This window comes from Pseudomonas sp. RL_15y_Pfl2_60, from assembly GCF_963970595.1.
GTDB lineage: Bacteria > Pseudomonadota > Gammaproteobacteria > Pseudomonadales > Pseudomonadaceae > Aquipseudomonas.
Genome location: NZ_CAXAOE010000005.1, coordinates 160722 through 178249 on the forward strand (window position 1 = coordinate 160722; position 17528 = coordinate 178249).

Annotated in this window: 18 protein-coding genes; 11 read left to right on the top strand and 7 right to left on the bottom strand. The window is 55.9% G+C overall.

What is annotated here, in order from left to right:
* Positions 1-223: 223 nt before the first annotated feature.
* A complete protein-coding gene (locus AACY26_RS15000) occupies positions 224-664 on the bottom strand; it encodes a YtoQ family protein (protein WP_339515399.1) in 441 nt (146 codons plus the stop codon).
* A 73-nt stretch (positions 665-737) separates the two neighbouring features.
* Entirely contained in the window at positions 738-3119 is a 2382-nt protein-coding gene (locus tag AACY26_RS15005) for a penicillin acylase family protein (protein ID WP_339515401.1), read from the bottom strand.
* A 143-nt stretch (positions 3120-3262) separates the two neighbouring features.
* Between AACY26_RS15005 and AACY26_RS15010 the strand changes: the two genes are divergently transcribed.
* Entirely contained in the window at positions 3263-4288 is a 1026-nt protein-coding gene (locus AACY26_RS15010) for an AraC family transcriptional regulator (RefSeq protein WP_339515403.1), read from the top strand.
* An 8-nt stretch (positions 4289-4296) separates the two neighbouring features.
* Here AACY26_RS15010 and AACY26_RS15015 read toward each other — a convergent pair whose 3' ends face one another.
* Positions 4297-4875: a DUF6436 domain-containing protein gene (locus tag AACY26_RS15015; protein WP_339515405.1), complete on the bottom strand. Its 579-nt coding sequence runs from the start codon at positions 4873-4875 to the stop codon at positions 4297-4299.
* Between the two features lie 120 nt (positions 4876-4995).
* Between AACY26_RS15015 and AACY26_RS15020 the strand changes: the two genes are divergently transcribed.
* A complete protein-coding gene (locus tag AACY26_RS15020) occupies positions 4996-5931 on the top strand; it encodes an alpha/beta hydrolase (protein WP_339515407.1) in 936 nt (311 codons plus the stop codon).
* Positions 5932-5973: 42 nt separating this feature from the next.
* Here the strand turns inward: AACY26_RS15020 and AACY26_RS15025 are convergent, their stop codons facing one another.
* Entirely contained in the window at positions 5974-6741 is a 768-nt protein-coding gene (locus AACY26_RS15025) for a hypothetical protein (RefSeq protein WP_339515409.1), read from the bottom strand.
* An 85-nt stretch (positions 6742-6826) separates the two neighbouring features.
* On the opposite strand from AACY26_RS15025, the gene AACY26_RS15030 reads away from it, so the two are divergent.
* The 3 genes from AACY26_RS15030 to AACY26_RS15040 all read left to right on the top strand — a co-directional run bounded on the left by AACY26_RS15030 (position 6827) and on the right by AACY26_RS15040 (position 8471).
* Positions 6827-7450, top strand: coding sequence for a 2OG-Fe(II) oxygenase (locus AACY26_RS15030; RefSeq protein WP_339515411.1), 624 nt, complete (start codon positions 6827-6829; stop codon positions 7448-7450).
* A 21-nt stretch (positions 7451-7471) separates the two neighbouring features.
* A complete protein-coding gene (locus AACY26_RS15035; protein WP_339515412.1) occupies positions 7472-7963 on the top strand; it encodes a DUF523 domain-containing protein in 492 nt (163 codons plus the stop codon).
* A 73-nt stretch (positions 7964-8036) separates the two neighbouring features.
* Positions 8037-8471, top strand: a complete 435-nt coding sequence (locus AACY26_RS15040) for a DUF4399 domain-containing protein (protein ID WP_339515413.1) — start codon at positions 8037-8039, stop codon at positions 8469-8471.
* A gap of 93 nt (positions 8472-8564) precedes the next feature.
* Here AACY26_RS15040 and serA read toward each other — a convergent pair whose 3' ends face one another.
* Positions 8565-9794 (bottom strand): phosphoglycerate dehydrogenase, encoded by a 1230-nt coding sequence (gene serA, locus AACY26_RS15045; RefSeq protein WP_339515414.1) that lies wholly within the window; start codon positions 9792-9794, stop codon positions 8565-8567.
* Between the two features lie 187 nt (positions 9795-9981).
* Between serA and AACY26_RS15050 the strand changes: the two genes are divergently transcribed.
* From AACY26_RS15050 to AACY26_RS15070, 5 genes are all read left to right on the top strand, one after another.
* Complete coding sequence (locus AACY26_RS15050) at positions 9982-11376, top strand: FAD-binding oxidoreductase (RefSeq protein WP_339515415.1); 1395 nt, start codon at positions 9982-9984, stop codon at positions 11374-11376.
* A gap of 92 nt (positions 11377-11468) precedes the next feature.
* Positions 11469-12134 carry a fumarylacetoacetate hydrolase family protein gene (locus AACY26_RS15055; protein WP_339515416.1) on the top strand — a complete coding sequence of 222 codons (666 nt, stop codon included), beginning with the start codon at positions 11469-11471 and terminating at the stop codon, positions 12132-12134.
* 110 nt (positions 12135-12244) lie between these two features.
* A complete protein-coding gene (locus AACY26_RS15060) occupies positions 12245-13144 on the top strand; it encodes an SdiA-regulated domain-containing protein (RefSeq protein WP_339515417.1) in 900 nt (299 codons plus the stop codon).
* Positions 13145-13281: 137 nt separating this feature from the next.
* Positions 13282-13629: a NirD/YgiW/YdeI family stress tolerance protein gene (locus AACY26_RS15065; protein WP_339515418.1), complete on the top strand. Its 348-nt coding sequence runs from the start codon at positions 13282-13284 to the stop codon at positions 13627-13629.
* A 138-nt stretch (positions 13630-13767) separates the two neighbouring features.
* Positions 13768-14679 (top strand): SdiA-regulated domain-containing protein, encoded by a 912-nt coding sequence (locus tag AACY26_RS15070; RefSeq protein WP_339515419.1) that lies wholly within the window; start codon positions 13768-13770, stop codon positions 14677-14679.
* A gap of 55 nt (positions 14680-14734) precedes the next feature.
* Here the strand turns inward: AACY26_RS15070 and AACY26_RS15075 are convergent, their stop codons facing one another.
* Positions 14735-15067, bottom strand: a complete 333-nt coding sequence (locus AACY26_RS15075) for a YegP family protein (protein WP_339515420.1) — start codon at positions 15065-15067, stop codon at positions 14735-14737.
* A gap of 72 nt (positions 15068-15139) precedes the next feature.
* Positions 15140-15811 carry a ribose-5-phosphate isomerase RpiA gene (gene rpiA / locus AACY26_RS15080; protein WP_339515684.1) on the bottom strand — a complete coding sequence of 224 codons (672 nt, stop codon included), beginning with the start codon at positions 15809-15811 and terminating at the stop codon, positions 15140-15142.
* Positions 15812-16001: 190 nt separating this feature from the next.
* On the opposite strand from rpiA, the gene ilvA reads away from it, so the two are divergent.
* Positions 16002-17516: a threonine ammonia-lyase, biosynthetic gene (gene ilvA / locus AACY26_RS15085; protein WP_339515685.1), complete on the top strand. Its 1515-nt coding sequence runs from the start codon at positions 16002-16004 to the stop codon at positions 17514-17516.
* Positions 17517-17528: the final 12 nt, after the last annotated feature.

Consider the following 17528-nt stretch of genomic DNA (forward strand, 5'->3'; position numbering starts at 1 on the left):
AAGTGCAAGTTACTTGTTTAGTTGGGGTGAATATAAGCGGGTGTGCTTGTTTAATAAGGCGATTAAGTCTTGACGGTTATTAGCTGTGTGTTTGAGTCTTTATCTTCGGTTTTGGGTGCTGTGCTGGTGCCTTGCGTCAGTGATATTGGCGGTCAGCGGCCAATAACAACCTGCGCTGGCCGCCGCCAGTTCCAGACGGCTGGCCAGTGTTCCTGTGGCGTAATTACTTTTGCGTGACGTAGGTCAGTAGCTCAACCACTTGTTCGGGTGTTTGCGCCCAGGCCATTGCGGCAGCGTCGACTTCCTTGAGTGGGTGAATGATGTCGTCCGCGTGCAGGGTGATATAGGGCTTGCCCAGTGCGGCGCAGAAGCCTGCATCAAAGGCGGCATTCCATTGTTTGTATTTATCGCCAAAGCGGATGATCGCCACGTCGCACTGTTCAAGCAGTGTCTTGGTGCGAATCGCGTTGACCTTGGATGATTTGTGATCGCGCCAGAAACTTTCTGCTTCAGCGCCAAGCACGTCACCGGCGGCGTCGCTGCTTTCGTGATCGGTGTTGGCCGATGTGAACTTGATGTCGAGCTGGGCCTGGGCGGCACCATTGATGATGCGCTCACGCCAGTCGGTATGAATCTCGCCGGATAAGTAGATTGTCCAAGTCATCAGAACCTCAATGCTTTGTTAAAGACAACCACTATACCAAGCCTGGCGCGCCTATGACGGCGCGCCAGTTTGATCAGCGCGCAGGCTTGAAGGTCAGGGTGCTGCTGGTGTGTGCGGCGACATCGCTGTCGCTCAGGTGCATGGGCAGGTAAACGCCTTGCATATAGCGTTCGGCCTGGTCGCTGTAGTGTGTGTCGAATGGCGTGCCACTCTGGCCGACCGGGTTGATCCCGAGCGCTGTGCTGGCATCGGCCATGTCGACCAGGCGCCGGGTTGATGGGCCGTAAACCACCGACCATGGCGCAGGTCCGACGCGGTGGGACAGGTTGTTTGGCGTTTCATGGCCGCCTGGCGCTGCGAACGGGCCGACATTGAACAGGCGATCCAAGGGTTTTTTCTGGCCCAGCGGATGATTGTGCGTGAGGGTGTGGGCCGTGCCCCATTGCCAGTTTTCCGGGTTATCACCCAAGGTTTGCTTGAGGTGGGTAATGCTCGCTTGCCAGGCAGCCTTGACCGTTTGTGCGCGGTTTTCGACGATTTCGGTACTGCGGTTATCCCACCATGGCGAGTTAGCATCTGCCGTCAGGCGCGGCAGTGCGACATCCAGCACCCGCGTGGTGAGCAGGTTCTCGAAAAACGGCCCTTGCAACTCATCGCCCATGGCTTGTTTGGTTAATTCATATACAAGCTGGTTAAACAGGGTCGGCGCGGTTGCGTCGAGTGTATGGTCGCCGTTCCAGGCAACCAGTTGCTCAACCCATGCTTGCTCTTGCTTATCAGTTGCGGCCTTGCGCAAATCGTCGATGATTGGCGCCAGCAAGCGTGGCGCGTAGCCAGTCCCCGGATCAAGTTGCAGGGCCTGGCTGTTGTTCAAATCCCACTTCACCGAGTTGTCAGCCAAGCGCTGATTCAAGCGCTGGCCGCGGTCGGGCAAGTTGTAATAACCGGGGATTTCTATGCCGGTTGGCGAAACCGTTTGGAAGTTGGCCGAGACGATATAACCGCGCTGTGGGTTTTCTTCCTGCGGGTTATCGCTGAATGGGTAATAGCCGAGTTTGTCCGCTTCCTCCGTCGCGCCATCGAGGATAAAACTCGGGTTGACCCCGGCAGGACGGCGCGGCAGTTTGGCCGCAGCCCACCAGCCGATATCACCCTTGGCGTTGGCCCAGATTACGTTAAGGCCAGGCGACTCGATTTTCTCTGACGCTGTGCGTGCTTTCTCAAGGGTGTCGGCACGGTTGAGCTGATAAAAACCTTCGAGAATCGGGTTGTCGGTTTCTAGAAACGCCCACCACATGGCGATGGGTGTCTTGCCGACGGACTCGCCCAAGGCGTCGTTGATGATCGGGCCATGGGGTGAGCGTCGCAGGGTCAGGGTGACCGGCTCGGCATCCTTGACAGCAATGGTCTCGGTGCGGCTTTGCAGGTCTGTCCATTGGCCGTGATACCACACCTGATTGGGGTTGTCGGGATTCACCTTTTCGGCAATCAGGTCCAGGTCATCGTTCTGGAACATGGTGATGCTCCAGGCGAAGTCCTTGTTGTGGCCCAGGGATGCAACCGGATTGAGCGCCTGGTGATGGCCGTACAAGTCGAACCCAGGATAGCTCAACTGCGCTTCGTACCAGACTGCAGGCACCGAGAAACGGATATGTGGGTCGCCCGCCAGCAGTGGTTTGCCGCTGGCTGTGCGGCTGCCCGATACCGCCCAGGCATTGCTGCCTTCAAACTGCGGCAAACCCGCTTCGGCGAGCGCGTCATTGCTCAGGCGGGCGATGCTGTTGAGATCTTGCCAGTCGTTGCTGACCAGCGGTTGCTGCATCACGCCTTGCGGATGCCAGGCCAGGTCAAACACCTTGAGATAGTCGGCGCCGAGTCGGTCGCGCACGTAGCTCAACACAGGTTCTGTGCGAAACGCGGCAGCGAAGCTGTAAGCCATGTAACCGGCAACGCTGATGGTGTCGGCCACGGTGAATGGACGCTTGTTAATGCCCAGCAGGTCAAACTCAACAGGGGCCGGATTGTTGTCCTGATACTGGTTTATACCGTCGAGATAGGCCTGTAGCGCTTTGTATGATGCGCTGCTTTTATCCATCTTCTGCACGTATTCATCGGCGTGCTGACGGATTTCCAGGGTGCGGAACAAACGATCGGTTTCAACCAGCTTGCTGCCCAAAACCTCTGCCAGCTCACCACGCGCCAGGCGGCGCATCAGTTCCATTTGGAACAGTCGATCCTGGGCATGCACATAGCCCAAGGCACGGTACATATCTGCTTCGTTTTCAGCCTTGATATGGGGCACGCCGCGCTCGTCGTAGCGCACGCTGACGGGGGCTTGCAGCTGTTGCAGGGCGACTTCTCCCTCTCGCTGGGGTTGCTTGCTGGTGTAATACCAACCGCCGCCAGCAGCGGCTAGGGCAACAATGACGGCAAGTGCAGTGAGGGAGCGCTTCATTCAATCATCCTTATTATTGTCTTGCGGTTCTAACCGCGTCTTATGCCTCTATTGTGCGGACTGGGCCGTTATACGGCATTGACCAAATACAACATTGCTGAAATTATTTGGTCAATTTATCGCGATTTATCCACAAGGCGCACATGACCGTCGAACAGCCGCTGTCAGCCACCATCAGCCTGACTCACTCAGCCACCATGCGCCGTCTGTTATACGAGGGGTTGAGCAGCCTGGGCTTTGACCCGACCGATACTTTTCGACGTGCTTATGAGGGGGCGCGCCTGCCGCCGCCATTGCTTGCTGGCCGTCAGGAGCATGACCATGCGCCGCGCTTTTGGCAGGCGCTGGAGCAATTAACCGGGGATGTGGATATCGGCCTGCACCTGGGCGAGGTGATGAAGCCGCGACCGATGGACGTGGTGGGTTACTTGCTATTGGCCAGTCGCGATTTACGTCAAGCGCTGGAAAGCTTTGTGCGCTTCCAGCACATTCTCTCCGGCGGATTTGCTGCGCGGCTTGAGGAACAGCGCGACAGCGTGCGGCTGGTGATCGACCTTAATTACCGGGGCGTTGGCTCGCTGCGCCAGCAAATTGAGTGCTTGGCACTGCTTTGGCGCAAGCAGTTGAGCAGTGTGACAGACGATGAATTCAGCCTGAGTGGCATTGAGTTTCGTCATTCGGCGCCGCGCCGCATCAGTGAGCATCGGCGTCTGTTTGGTATCACACCGCAGTTCGGTCAGCGTCACGATGCTTTGATCTTTCCCCAGGCATTGCTTGCCCGGCCTTCGCGCAGCGCTAATGCGCGATTGTTTGAATTGCTGAGCAAGCAGGCAACGATTGAGTTGGCCGAGTTGAGCGAGAACCTGCTGCTCGATCGCGTGCGCAACTGGCTGGACGCAAATCTCGGGCAGCAACTGTGCGGTTTGCAGGCTTGCGCGGCGGCGTTGAATCTAAAGCCAGCGCTACTGCAGCGGGAGCTGGCAGCGCAAGGCAGTAGTTTTCGCCAGCTCCACGATGAGGTTCGCAGGCTGCGTGCGCTGGGGCTGCTGGAACAAGGCATGGCCACGCGCGATGTTGCCCGGGCCTGCGGCTTTGCTGAGCTGTCGCCATTTTATCGGGCGTTCAGGCGTTGGCAGGGCTGCACCCCAAAACATAAGGAACTGCGTTGAGCCCTTGGCTACTTATCGCTCGTGTTCCAGTCGCAGAAACAGCCCACCGCCATATTATTGCTGGCGTTGACCGAGCGCCCTTCAGCCAGCGCATTAAGGATCGGCTCAATAAAGCTGTTGCTTGAATTGCAGGTCAGCCCCGAGCTGTATGGGCCAAAGTAGGCGAGATTGCCCGCTCGATCCCAAATTGCCACTGCCGGGCTTGCAGGCAATTTTTCGCCGCCAGGCAGTTGCTGCAAGGGCTTCAATGCGCTGAGTGTGTCGGGCAACTGGCCGCTGCTTCCCGGTTTTTGCACCGCGTAAAACTCAACGCCTTGCGCGGAGAAGTGTTCGACTAACTCGGCTAAATGCTGTTGATTGCCGACATTGCAGGGGCATGCGGGGTCCCAGAAATGCACCAGTCGAATCGGTCCGGGTCCTGCGATATCAGGGGGCAAACGAATATCTGCACCCGTGAAAATAGCGGTGCGCTCGCTGAATGCACGCAGGTAACGTGCTTCAAACCAGAGGAATGCCGACAATAGCGCAACGATCACTGCGGCGACGGCAATACTGGCAATGATGATTTTATGACGGGCAGCTGGCATGGTGAGGTGTCTATACAAGGCCGTATAGCTTGCCACGATGCGCCCGGCAGCAAAATATCCGCAGTGTAACCAGTGACGTGAAATAATCGCCGCACATGCCAATTAATCATGGAAAACCCAATGCCAGAGCGTTTCACCCCTGACTGCGTGGTCGCCGGTCTGCGACCCATAGCCGCAGCTGCCATGAGCTTGCCGCACGAGCAGGCGTACCGCTCGTTCTATCGGCTCGACAAGCTAGCGGCGCAGCAGGTGCGCCTTGGCTTCTTTGATGCCGCCGGTTACCGCATTGCGGCCCAGGTGTGGTGGCCACAAGCGCCCAAGGCAACGCTGGTCCTGCTGCATGGCTATTACGATCACCTGGCACTGTATCGCCATGTCATCGAGTGGGCGTTGAGCATGGATTTCGCTGTGTTTGCATTTGATCTGCCAGGGCATGGCTTATCGAGTGGCGCGCGCGCCAGCATTGGTGATTTTGCTGAGTACCAGGCCGTGCTCAAGGCCGCTTTGGCACAAGTTGGGCAATTAGACTTGCCGCAGCCCTGGCACCTGTTTGGCCAGAGCACCGGCGGGGCGATTGTGGTTGATTATCTGCTCACGGGTAATCCTGGCCCTGAAATTGGCCAGAGCATCCTGTTTTCACCCTTGGTTCGGCCCCGTGCATGGGGCTGGTCGAAGCTGAGCTATCGCTTGCTCAAGCCCTTTGTGCGTAAGATCTCAAGGCGCTTTACCGAGAATTCGCACGATGCTGAATTTATCGACTTCCTGCATCACCACGACTCACTCCAGCCGCAGTGCTTGCCCACCGCTTGGGTTGGCTCGCTGGCCCGCTGGGTGCTGCACATCGAAATGGCACCGCCCAGCTCGCGAAGCCCACTGATAATCCAGGGTGAAAGCGATATGACGGTCGATTGGCGGCACAATCTACAGGTGCTTAAAGAGAAATTTAAGGCGCCGAAGATTCTGCTTTTACCCGAGGCGCGGCATCACATGGCCAATGAGTCGCAGCTCTATCGGGATCAGTACTTTGCGTTTCTGACCGAGCAACTGCGCAAGTAGCCTAACCGCAAGGCGCCATTGGCTCCCTGCGGCTAGCCGGGCTTAGATACCTTGCGGGGCGGGTGCCAGATCTGCTGTGTTCTGACCGACGGCCAAGCCTGCGCGCATCGCGGCGAGCGCTGCTTGGTAATAGGTTTTACCAGCATCTGACTGGGCGAAGCTGACGAACTCCTCCAGCTCTGCATCGCTGAGGTCGCGATAGACAAACAGCAAGGTGTTATCCAGTTCCGCACCGATCTGGCTCATCAGGTTCTGCCGCTGCGAGCTGAGCAGCGCCTGGGCGGTGCCGCCACCGAGCAAGCCGGGAATCATCTGGCTGAGGCTGTCTGCTGCCACACCGGCCAGTGCCAGGCTCACTTCAGCACCGGCTTCCTTGGCTGGCAAGGCTTGCGCCAGGTGGCCAATCAGTAAACGACGGGTGTCGGAGGCTTCGACTTGTGGCAGACCGTTGGCGTAACGGGCAAGTTGATCCTTGCGGGTGGCAAGGGTTTCTGCAGCCACTATTTTCTTGCCCAGTGAGGAGTTGAAGAATGTGACGGCTGGCGTGGAGTCCGGCAGATTGTCTTGCAGGGCTTGTTGCGCACGCTGATCCATAGCTTGTGGCGCAAAGCGTTTATTGCTGTTATCGACCAAAGCCTTATAAACCGCGGGCGGCAGAGTGCTGCGATAGCGCGCCTGAGCAGCGTTCAGGGCATCATTGAAATTGGCTCGCTGCTCAGGCCAACCGGCAACCTTATACAATTCGACCGAAGACGCTGCCAGGCTTGGCAGGCTGATAAACATAAAAAGTGCAACACATAGGGCGCGCATAAGGACTCCTGTCTGGCGTGCGGCTATTTTCATTGGCCAGTCGATGCTTGTCGAGAAGCAGAAGCGGCGCTGATAGAATATCGGCATGTCTGAATATCCTTCCCTAGAGCAGCTTTCGAGCATTGTCGACGACCTGGCAGAGCAGGGCTGGTCACTGCAGCCTGCATTTGTCTCACAGGCTCTGACCCTCGAACTGGCTCAAGAGTGCCGTAAACGTGCAGCGCAGGGCGCATTAGTGCCTGCGAGTATAGGCCGTGGCCAAGGCCTAGCGGTACAGGAAGGTATCCGCGGCGACCATATTCAGTGGTTGGAGCCGGGCCAGTCGCAAGCCTGTGACCAGTACTTGGCTAAACTTGAGTCGCTGCGCCAAGCCATCAATCAAGGTTTGTATCTGGGCCTTGAGGATTACGAAAGCCATTTCGCCCTGTATCCGCCGGGTGCATTCTACAAGAAGCACCTGGACCGCTTTCGTGACGATGACAGGCGCGCTGTTTCAGTGGTGCTGTATCTCAATCAGCAGTGGCAAGCCGGGGAAGGTGGCGAGTTGCGCTTGCACCTGCCGGACGGTGAGGTGCGTGATCTAGCGCCGCAAGCCGGGGTGCTGGTTGTATTCCTGTCCGCCGATATGCCCCATGAGGTGTTGCCCGCCCAGCGTGAGCGCCTATCGTTAACAGGTTGGTTTCGCCGGCGTGGTGACTCGGTCCTTTAGGGCTGGTAAGTGGAGATAGATATGCAAAAGATCCTGGTCAGCCGCTGCCTGTTGGGCCATCGCGTGCGCTATGACGGTGGTACGCATGGGCCTTATGACGTGCTGGCGCGCTGGCAAGCGCAAGGTCGGGTTGTTGCCCTGTGCCCGGAAGTCGCCGGTGGTTTGCCAACACCGCGCCCAGCTGCAGAAATTCCAGGTGGTCAAGGCGCCCAAGTGCTGGATGGCTTGTTGCCTGTCGTCAGCATTGAAGGAGAGGATTTCACTGCCCAATTCGTATCAGGAGCCGAGCAGGCCCTGGCGTTGGTCAAGCAGCACGGTATTGCGATCGCGCTGCTCAAGGCGCGCAGTCCGTCATGCGGAAACATCGAGAATTATGATGGCAGCTTCAGCGGCAACAAGGTCGCTGGTGAAGGGGTAACAGCCGCTCTGCTACGCCGCGCGGGCGTTGCAGTGTTTAACGAAGAGCAATTGGATGCGGCAACCCAGGCGCTTGCTCAGCTTGAACTAGACTAGAGCTGCTGATTACAGGGAACAAACCTGTTTATTACAGCGTCAATCCCATGAATCAATCCACAAGGTGTTCATGATGAAGAAGTTAGTGCCTGCCTTCGCCCTGAGTTTTTGCATGCTCGGCGCCAGTTTTGCCGCCATCGCTGAAGTGCCCCGTACAGCCGCTCCGGAAAATGCCTCGGTGTATATCGTTGAGCCAAAGGATGGCGCCACGGTCGATAAAACCTTTACCGTACGTTTTGGCTTGAAGGGTATGGGCGTTGCTCCGGCGGGTGTGGACGCGCCAGACACCGGCCATCACCATTTGTTGATCGACCTCGACCAACTGCCTGCAATGAATGGCCCGCTGCCGGCGACCGAGAATGTAGTTCACTTCGGCAAGGGCCAGACCGAAACCGAGCTGACCCTCGCCCCGGGCAAGCATACGTTGCAATTGCTCTTGGGCGATAAGAACCATGTGCCATTTGACCCGCCAGTGCTATCGAAAAAAATCACTGTAACGGTTAAATAGATGGCTTGGATTTCAAGCTGAAAGCCAAATGCTGGCCATTAAAAAGGGAGGCTTTAAGCCTCCCTTTTTAGTACAGCGCAGTCGGGCTCTGGTTTAGAACAGAACGCGGCTGCGGATAGTGCCGTTTACGTGCTGCAGTTTTTCCAATGCAAGATCGGAATACTCAGCGTCGACATCGATTACCACGTACCCAACTTTCTCATTGGTCTGCAAGAACTGACCGGAGATGTTGATGCCGTTTTCGGCGAATACGCGGTTGATCTCGCTCATCACACCCGGAATGTTTTCGTGGATGTGCAGCAAACGGTGCTTGCCAGGATGCGACGGCAAGGCCACTTCCGGGAAGTTGACCGAAGACACCGAGGTGCCGTTGTCGCTGTACTTGACCAGCTTTTCAGCCACTTCCAGACCAATGTTGGCTTGGGCTTCGGCGGTCGAACCACCGATGTGCGGCGTCAGGATTACGCGATCCAGGCCGCGCAGCGGGCTTTCAAACTCTTCAGTGTTCGAGCGTGGCTCAACCGGGAACACGTCGATGGCCGCGCCAATCAGGCGTTCTTCTTTGATCGCGGTTGCCAGGTGATCAAGTTCAACCACAGTGCCGCGCGCGGCGTTGATCAGGATGCCGCCTTGCTTGATCGCACGGATTTCTGCTTCGCCGATCATCCACTGAGTCGATGGCAGCTCAGGAACGTGCAGCGAAATGATGTCGCACATACCGAGCAGGTCATGCAGCTTGCCAACCTGAGTGGCGTTGCCCAGCGGCAGCTTGGTCACTACGTCGTAGAAGAACACTTGCATGCCCAGCGCTTCTGCAAGCACCGACAGCTGCGTGCCAATCGAGCCGTAACCGACAATGCCCAGCTTCTTGCCACGGATCTCGAATGAGTTGGCTGCGCTCTTGATCCAGCCGCCACGGTGGCAAGAGGCGTTTTTCTCGGGGATACCGCGCAGCAGCAAAATCGCTTGCGCCAACACCAGTTCAGCAACCGAGCGAGTGTTCGAGAACGGTGCGTTAAATACGGCGATGCCGCGCTCGCGGGCCGCATCGAGATCCACCTGGTTGGTGCCAATGCAGAAACAGCCGACGGCAACCAGTTTGTTTGCGCAATCAAATACCTCAGCCGTCAGCTGGGTACGAGAGCGGATGCCGATAAAATGGGCCTCGGCGATCTTTTCCTTCAATTCGGCTTCAGGCAACGAGCCGGTGAGGTACTCGATATTGCTGTAGCCGGCAGCCTTGAGGGTATCCACGGCATTTTGGTGGACGCCTTCGAGAAGAAGGAACTTGATCTTGCTCTTGTCGAGAGAGGTCTTGCTCATCGGAGTACCTGTTGTCCCACAATAGAGTGTCAGGAAAATTCTCAGCATTAACTGCTGATACGCCCGTGGGTTAGTGCTGGGCACTGATTAACGGGGTGCGTATGCTAGCATACGTGCCCCGCGAAACACCTATCCTGGCAGATGAAGCGTGCTCAGGGTGACCATGAATCGTTTGAGAGTTCTGTAGATGACCAATCCTGCCCTGATTGACGAGTTGAAGTCCTTAGTCGAAGTCGGAAAAGTGCTGACCGATGCCGATTCCCTTGATGCTTACGGCAAGGACTGGACCAAACACTTTGCCCCGGCACCGCTGGCTATTGTCTTTCCCAAAAGCGTTGAGCAGGTGCAGGCCATTGTCCGTTGGGCCAACCAGAACAAGGTCGCTTTAGTGCCATCGGGCGGCCGCACTGGATTATCTGCTGCTGCCGTCGCAGCCAATGGCGAGGTGGTGGTTTCGTTTGACTACATGAATCAAATTCTTGGTTTCAACGAATTTGACCGCACCGTGGTCTGCCAGCCGGGTGTCGTTACCGAGCAGCTGCAGAACTTTGCTGAAGAGCAAGGCTTGTATTATCCGGTGGATTTCGCTTCAGCAGGATCTAGCCAGATTGGCGGCAATATCGGCACAAATGCCGGCGGGATCAAGGTTATTCGCTACGGCATGACCCGCAATTGGGTCGCTGGTCTCAAGGTTGTGACCGGCGCCGGTGAATTGCTCGAGCTGAACAAAGACCTGATCAAAAACGCCACCGGCTACGACCTGCGCCAGTTGTTTATCGGTGCCGAAGGCACGCTGGGCTTTGTGGTTGAAGCGACAATGCGCCTTGATCGCGCCCCGCAGAACCTCACCGCAATGGTGCTGGGCGCCGCTGATTTCGACTCGATCATGCCAGTGCTGCATGCCTTCCAGAATAAGCTCGATCTGACCGCATTTGAGTTCTTTTCGGACAAAGCCCTGGCCAAGGTCATGGCGCGTGGCGATGTGCCGCCAGCGTTCGAAACCGATTGCCCTTTCTACGCGCTGCTTGAGTTTGAAGCCAGCACCGAAGAAGTTGCCAATGCTGCACTCGAGACCTTCGAGCACTGCGTTGAGCAAGGCTGGGTGCTCGATGGCGTGATGAGCCAGAGCGAGGCGCAACTGCAGAACCTGTGGAAGCTGCGCGAATATATCTCCGAGACCATTTCCCACTGGACGCCATACAAAAACGATATTTCGGTGACTGTTTCGAAAGTCCCGGCGTTTTTGCATGATATTGATGAAATCGTCGGTGAACATTACCCGGATTTCGAGATTGTCTGGTTCGGCCATATCGGTGACGGCAATCTGCACCTGAACATCCTCAAGCCCGAGAACTTGAGCAAAGACGAATTCTTCGCCAAGTGCGCCACCGTTAATAAGTGGGTGTTCGAGATCGTCCAGAAATACAACGGATCGATTTCAGCTGAGCACGGCGTGGGCATGACCAAGCGTGACTATTTGGAATACAGTCGTTCTGCAGCCGAAATTGCCTACATGAAAGCCATCAAGGCGGTGTTTGACCCCAATGGCATCATGAATCCAGGTAAGATTTTTGCTGAGTAATCGCCAGGCCAGGACGTAACAGCACTCACTATTGCCTGGCCCTGTTGTCGAGCCCACATTGATTTGCATGCATTGCCTTTTGAGGACTATTCATGAGCTACCAGCATCAGTATATCGACGGCACCACTATCCATTTCCCCATGGGGAAAGTGGTGTGCATAGGCCGCAACTACGCCGAGCATGCCAAAGAGTTGAACAACCCTGTCCCGACTGAACCGCTGCTGTTTATCAAGCCGGGCAGTTGCGTGGTGCCGCTCAATAGTGGGTTCAGTATTCCAGCGGACCGTGGCGCGGTGCATTACGAAGCCGAGATCGCAGTGTTGATTGGCAAGCCGCTGTCCCGCTCGCCGAGCAGCGAAGAAGTGCGTGATGCGATTTCAGGTTTCGCGCCAGCTCTGGACCTGACCCTGCGTGATGTCCAGGCCAAGCTCAAGGAAAAGGGTTACCCGTGGGAAATCGCCAAATCGTTTGACGGTGCCTGCGTGCTTGCACCTTTTGTCAGTGGTGATGCAATCACTGATTTGACCGACATTGGCATTCGTCTGTGCATTAATGGTGAAGTCCGCCAGGACGGTAACAGCAGCGTCATGCTCAATCCGATCCTGCCAATGATCCAGAACATGGCCGCTCACTTCAATTTGCAACCTGGCGATGTCATCCTCACCGGAACTCCCGTCGGAGTCGGCCCTCTGAACAAAGGTGATCAACTGCAGATTGAGCTGGTTGGGTTAAGCAGTTTTACCAGCCAAGTCCTTTGATAAATGATCTGAACCACCTTTCTTAGTATGTGCAGGGATGCGCGTTGAGCGGTATTTCAACCTGAGGATACGCCTAGCTTGAGCGGTATCGTTTTCATTGAGTAACAGCGGTGCCCCAAAGCTCAAAGGTGTTCAGCACTGTATTTCGCAGTCTGCTGGTTTTAATGCTTGTGGTGTTTGTCAGTGTCGGGCTCTATCAGCGTTGGGATGAACGTGCGCTGTTCCTGATCAAAGAGCTGCAAACCAGTGCCGAGGTGCAAGCGGCAAGCATTTGGTTGCCCAGTTACCGCGTGACCTTGGCCGGCAAGCCGATCGCCGGGCTTGAAGAGGGTGAAGTGTCCGGGCTGACTTACCGGGCCAGTAGCAACACCTTGTTTACTATCCTGGGCAAGCATACTGAGCTGGTCGAGTTGTCACTGACTGGCGATGTGTTGCGGCGTATCCCGGTGACAGGGCTTGAAAACCCCGAAGGTGTCGAAGTGCTTTCCGGTGACTTGATGGCCATTGTCGATGAGCGTCAGCGCACGCTCACGGTGTTCCCGTTGACTGCTGCTACTACCCAGATCAATGCCCGGCAGCAAATTCAGGTCGACCTGGGCTTTGCCAAGGCCGGTAACAAAGGTTTTGAAGGGCTTGGCTGGGACAGTCGCCGTAAACTGATACTGCTGGCTAAAGAACGAGACCCCCGAGGCTTCTATAGCTTGCCACTGCCAAGCAAGAGCGGCCCGGCCCAGGGCATGCTTGAGCTTAATATCGATGATGTTTTTGTCCGCGATATTTCTTCCGTGAGTTTTGATCCACGTACCGGGCATTCACTGATGCTATCTGACGAGTCGCGGGTGTTGGTTGAACTGGATGCCAACGCCAAGCCGCGCAGCTTTATCAGCTTTGCCAGCGGGCGTAATGGCTTGGGTTGGGGAATCAAGCAGCCCGAGGGTGTGACCATTGGTGCTGATGGCAGCATCTATGTGATCAGTGAGCCTAACCTGTTCTATGTGCTGTCTAAATAGCCACTGGAGAAGCGCTTATTCTTTAGTGGCTTGTAGTGCAGCGGATTATTTTAAGTTTGGCTTAAGGCAAAATTCAGCAAGGCTTCAGCTACGCTGGTTAATCTGACCCTGTCATTCACTGATTAGAGATTCAGACTATGAAACGCACTACTCTCGCACTGCTGCTTGCTCCACTGTTTTCGACTGCTGTCATGGCTCAAAGCTACAACGGTCCTAGCGCCAATGTCCAAGTGACCACAGTCGCTGAAGCACTCAAGGCTGCCGACGACACCCAGGTTGTGCTGCAAGGTCAGATTGTTGAGCGTCTGCGCGGTGAGCACTACACATTCAAGGACTCGACCGGCACCGTCGAAGTTGAAATCGATGATGAAGACTGGCCGAGCCAGAGCGTCGACGATAAAGCCACCGTCAAGCTGACCGGTGAAGTTGATCAAGGCCGTAGCGGTGTTGAAGTTGAAGTCGACCGCGTAGAACTGGTCAAGTAAAGCTTGCTAGCTTGTTGTGATTGGCATTCCGGGTGCATTTGATTGAATGCGCCCGGAGCCAAGCTCAAAGGTGGATGCGCTGCTGCAAGCTGAGCTTGGGCGGCGTTTTTTATGCGCAATTTCTGAGAAGTACAAAACATGCGCTCCTTGTTCTCGGTTAAACGTGTGCTGTTGACCTTATTGGTACTGATGCTGATATTGCTGGCGGTCGCTGCACAGCAGTATCGTTTGTTTGAACGAATTTGGTTTAACGCAACATCTGCCAGCAGCAGTCAAACGGATGCGATCTGGCTGTCAGACTATCGGGTCAGCCTTGAGTCCAAGAAAATTGAAGGCCTTGATGATGATATTTCCGCGCTGACTTTCGATCCCGATAGGCGCACCTTGTTTACTGTCACCAATACGCAACCACAGTTGATTGAGTTATCGCTCGATGGCCAGGTTTTGCGCCGTATTGACCTAGTGGGCTTTGGTGATCCCGAGGCAGTTGAATACATTCGTCCCAATGTGTTCGTGATCACCGATGAGCGGCTCCAACGTCTGCTGCGGATAGAAATTGATGATAATACTCAGCAGATCAACGCTAATCAGGCCAAGCAGCTCTCGCTAAGTGTTGGTGGGGGCGGTAATAAGGGGTTTGAAGGCCTGGCTTATGACTCGGTTGGCAAGCGTTTGTATGTTGCCAAAGAGCGTGACCCTGTGCGGATTCTTGAGATAACCGGTTTTGCCGAAGCCAATGCCGATGAGCAGTATTCGGTGCATGTGGTGGATAACATCAAGCGCGATAAGGGTTTGTTCGTGCGCGACCTGTCCAGCCTGCAGTTTGACGAAAGGACTGGCCATTTATTGGCGCTTTCGGATGAGTCGAGCCTTGTCATTGAGCTCGATGTCGAGGGCAAACCGATCAGTACCTTGTCCTTGCTGCGCCGACAGCATGGCTTGAGCGCGTCGGTGCCGCAGGCTGAAGGTATCGCCATGGATGATAATGGCGTGCTCTATCTGATCAGCGAGCCAAATTTGTTCTATGTGTTCGAGAAGCAAACCGATTAATTGGCTCAAAAAAACGCCGGGCCTTGATAAGGCACCGGCGTTTCGAGGCCAATGCTTAGCTTTCGTCGTTTAGCACGGCGCCAGGCGCATTCTTCTGCACTGATTCAACACCGTTTTTGCAACTTGCTGCAGAGGCGTACATCTGGCTCTGGCCAACCACTTGGCCATTGGTCGATTTGAGCACGAAGTAATGCTTGTCGTTGCTGCTGGTCTTGACTTCGAAAGCGCCTTCGCGCGCCGAATTCTTTTTCACCGACTCAATGCCGTTAAGTGCCGAGTCCTTCGCTTTGTACATCTCGCTGGTGAGGATGATCTCACCATTACCTGCGAGCAGGTTGAAGTGGAACTGACCGTCTTTGGCTTTTTTCAGGTGAAATTTGCTGGCCATTTTGACCTCCTTGGTCGGGATAGGGACAATCCAAGACTAGCTGGTCTTTGCCATCCGACCAGTCTAGGTCTCCTATCGAGTCAGACTCTTAACCCCTTCGCTGGTTCCCAGCAGTAATAAATCGGCGCCACGCGCTGCGAACAAACCGTTGGTAACTACGCCGACGATTGCGTTGATGCGCGTTTCCAGTTCGCTGGGATTAACGATCTGCATGTTGAATACATCAAGAATCACGTTGCCGTTGTCCGTGACCACGCCTTCGCGGTACACCGGGTCGCCACCGAGCTTGACCAGCTCACGGGCGACATGGCTGCGCGCCATGGGAATCACTTCGACCGGCAAGGGGAAGGCGCCTAGCACCGGCACCAACTTGCTGGCGTCAGCAATACAGATAAAGGTCTTGGCTACGGCCGCGACGATTTTTTCGCGAGTCAGGGCAGCACCGCCACCTTTGATCAGGTTCAAGCGCTCATCGCTTTCATCCGCGCCATCGACGTAAAACTCCAGGTCGCTGACCGTGTTTAGCTCGTAAACCGGGATGCCGTGGCCTTTAAGGCGTGCGGCAGTGGCTTCAGAACTGGCAACTGCACCATCAAACTCCATCTTGTGCTTGGCCAGCGCATCAATAAAGCAGTTGGCGGTGGAGCCTGTGCCCACACCCACAATGCTCTTGGCGTCGAGCTTGGGGAGGATATGGTCGACAGCAGCCTGCGCCACAGCTTGCTTGAGTTGGTCCTGAGTCATCACGGTTTTGAGCCTAAGTTGAAGATTGGTAGGCGCTAATTATAGCGGCATGTGCAAGAAAACCCTGCCACTAATCTGCTGCGAATGAGTCGCGACGCTGCAGCCAAATCCCCCGATTCCGTGTGGTCTAGCACGGCTGCCGTGGGGTAGACTCGTGGGCTCCATTGAAAACCGCCAGCGATTAGAGATCATGCTCGAACATTACGTTAAGAAAATCCTGACCTCGCGCGTCTATGACGTAGCGGTGGAAACGCCGTTGCAAGTCGCTCCTCAACTTTCAGAGCGTCTGGGCAACAAGATTTTGCTTAAGCGTGAAGACTTGCAGCCGGTCTACTCATTCAAGATTCGCGGCGCCTACAACAAGCTTGTCCAGCTCAGTGATATTGAGCGTGAGCGCGGTGTGGTCACGGCCTCGGCCGGCAACCACGCCCAGGGATTGGCCATGGCGGCCAAGCACCTTGGGATCAAAGCCACCATCGTGATGCCCAAGACTACGCCGGAAATCAAGGTCCATGGCGTGCGTTCGCGTGGCGGAATCGTAGTGCTGCACGGCGACAGCTTCCCCGAAGCACTGGCGCATTCACTCAAGCTGGTCGAAGAGCAGGGTTTTACCTACGTTCATCCCTACGATGACCCGGACACCATTGCTGGCCAAGGCACAGTGGCGATGGAAATCCTGCGCCAGTATCAAGGCAAGATCGATGCGGTGTTTGTCCCAGTTGGTGGCGGTGGCCTGATCGCGGGTATCGCGGCCTACGTCAAATACCTGTGCCCAGAAACCAAGATTATCGGTGTTGAGCCGGATGACTCGAACTGCCTGCAAGCCGCCATGGCGGCCGGTGAGCGTGTGGTGTTGGGGCAGGTCGGGCTGTTTGCAGATGGGGTTGCAGTTGCCCAGATTGGCAAGCACACCTTCGATATCTGCAAGGATTATGTCGATGAAGTGGTTACCGTCAGCACCGATGAAATTTGCGCGGCGATCAAGGATATCTACGATGACACGCGCTCCATCACCGAGCCTGCTGGTGCGCTGAGTGTGGCCGGCATCAAGAAGTATGTTGAACGTGAAGGCACTCGGGACCAGGTGCTCATTGGCATCGACTCGGGCGCCAATATCAACTTCGATCGTTTGCGTCACGTCGCTGAACGTTCCGAACTGGGTGAAAAACGCGAGGCAATCATTGCCGTGACGATTCCGGAACAGCCTGGCAGCTTCAAGGCGTTCTGCGAGGCCCTCGGCAAGCGCCAGATCACGGAGTTCAACTATCGTTACCATGCGGCTAAAGAGGCGCACATCTTCGTTGGCGTGCAGACGCATCCCGAAACCGATCCGCGCAAGGTGCTGGTTGAGGGCCTGCAAAGCAAGGGCTTCCCGGTTCTCGATTTGACCAACAACGAACTGGCCAAGCTGCATATACGCCATATGGTTGGCGGTCGTGCCGAGCAGGTCAGTGACGAAATAGTCCTGCGCTTCGAGTTTCCCGAGCGTCCGGGTGCGCTGTTCAACTTCCTCAACAAGTTGGGCGGGCGCTGGAATATCTCGATGTTTCATTACCGTAACCACGGGGCGGCGGATGGCCGTGTGGTGGCGGGGCTGCAAGTTCCTCAACACGAGCGCCATCTGGTCCCGGCAGCACTTGACGCGATCGGCTATCCCTACTGGGATGAGAGTGAGAACCCGGCGTACACACTTTTCCTTGGATAGGCCCTAAACACG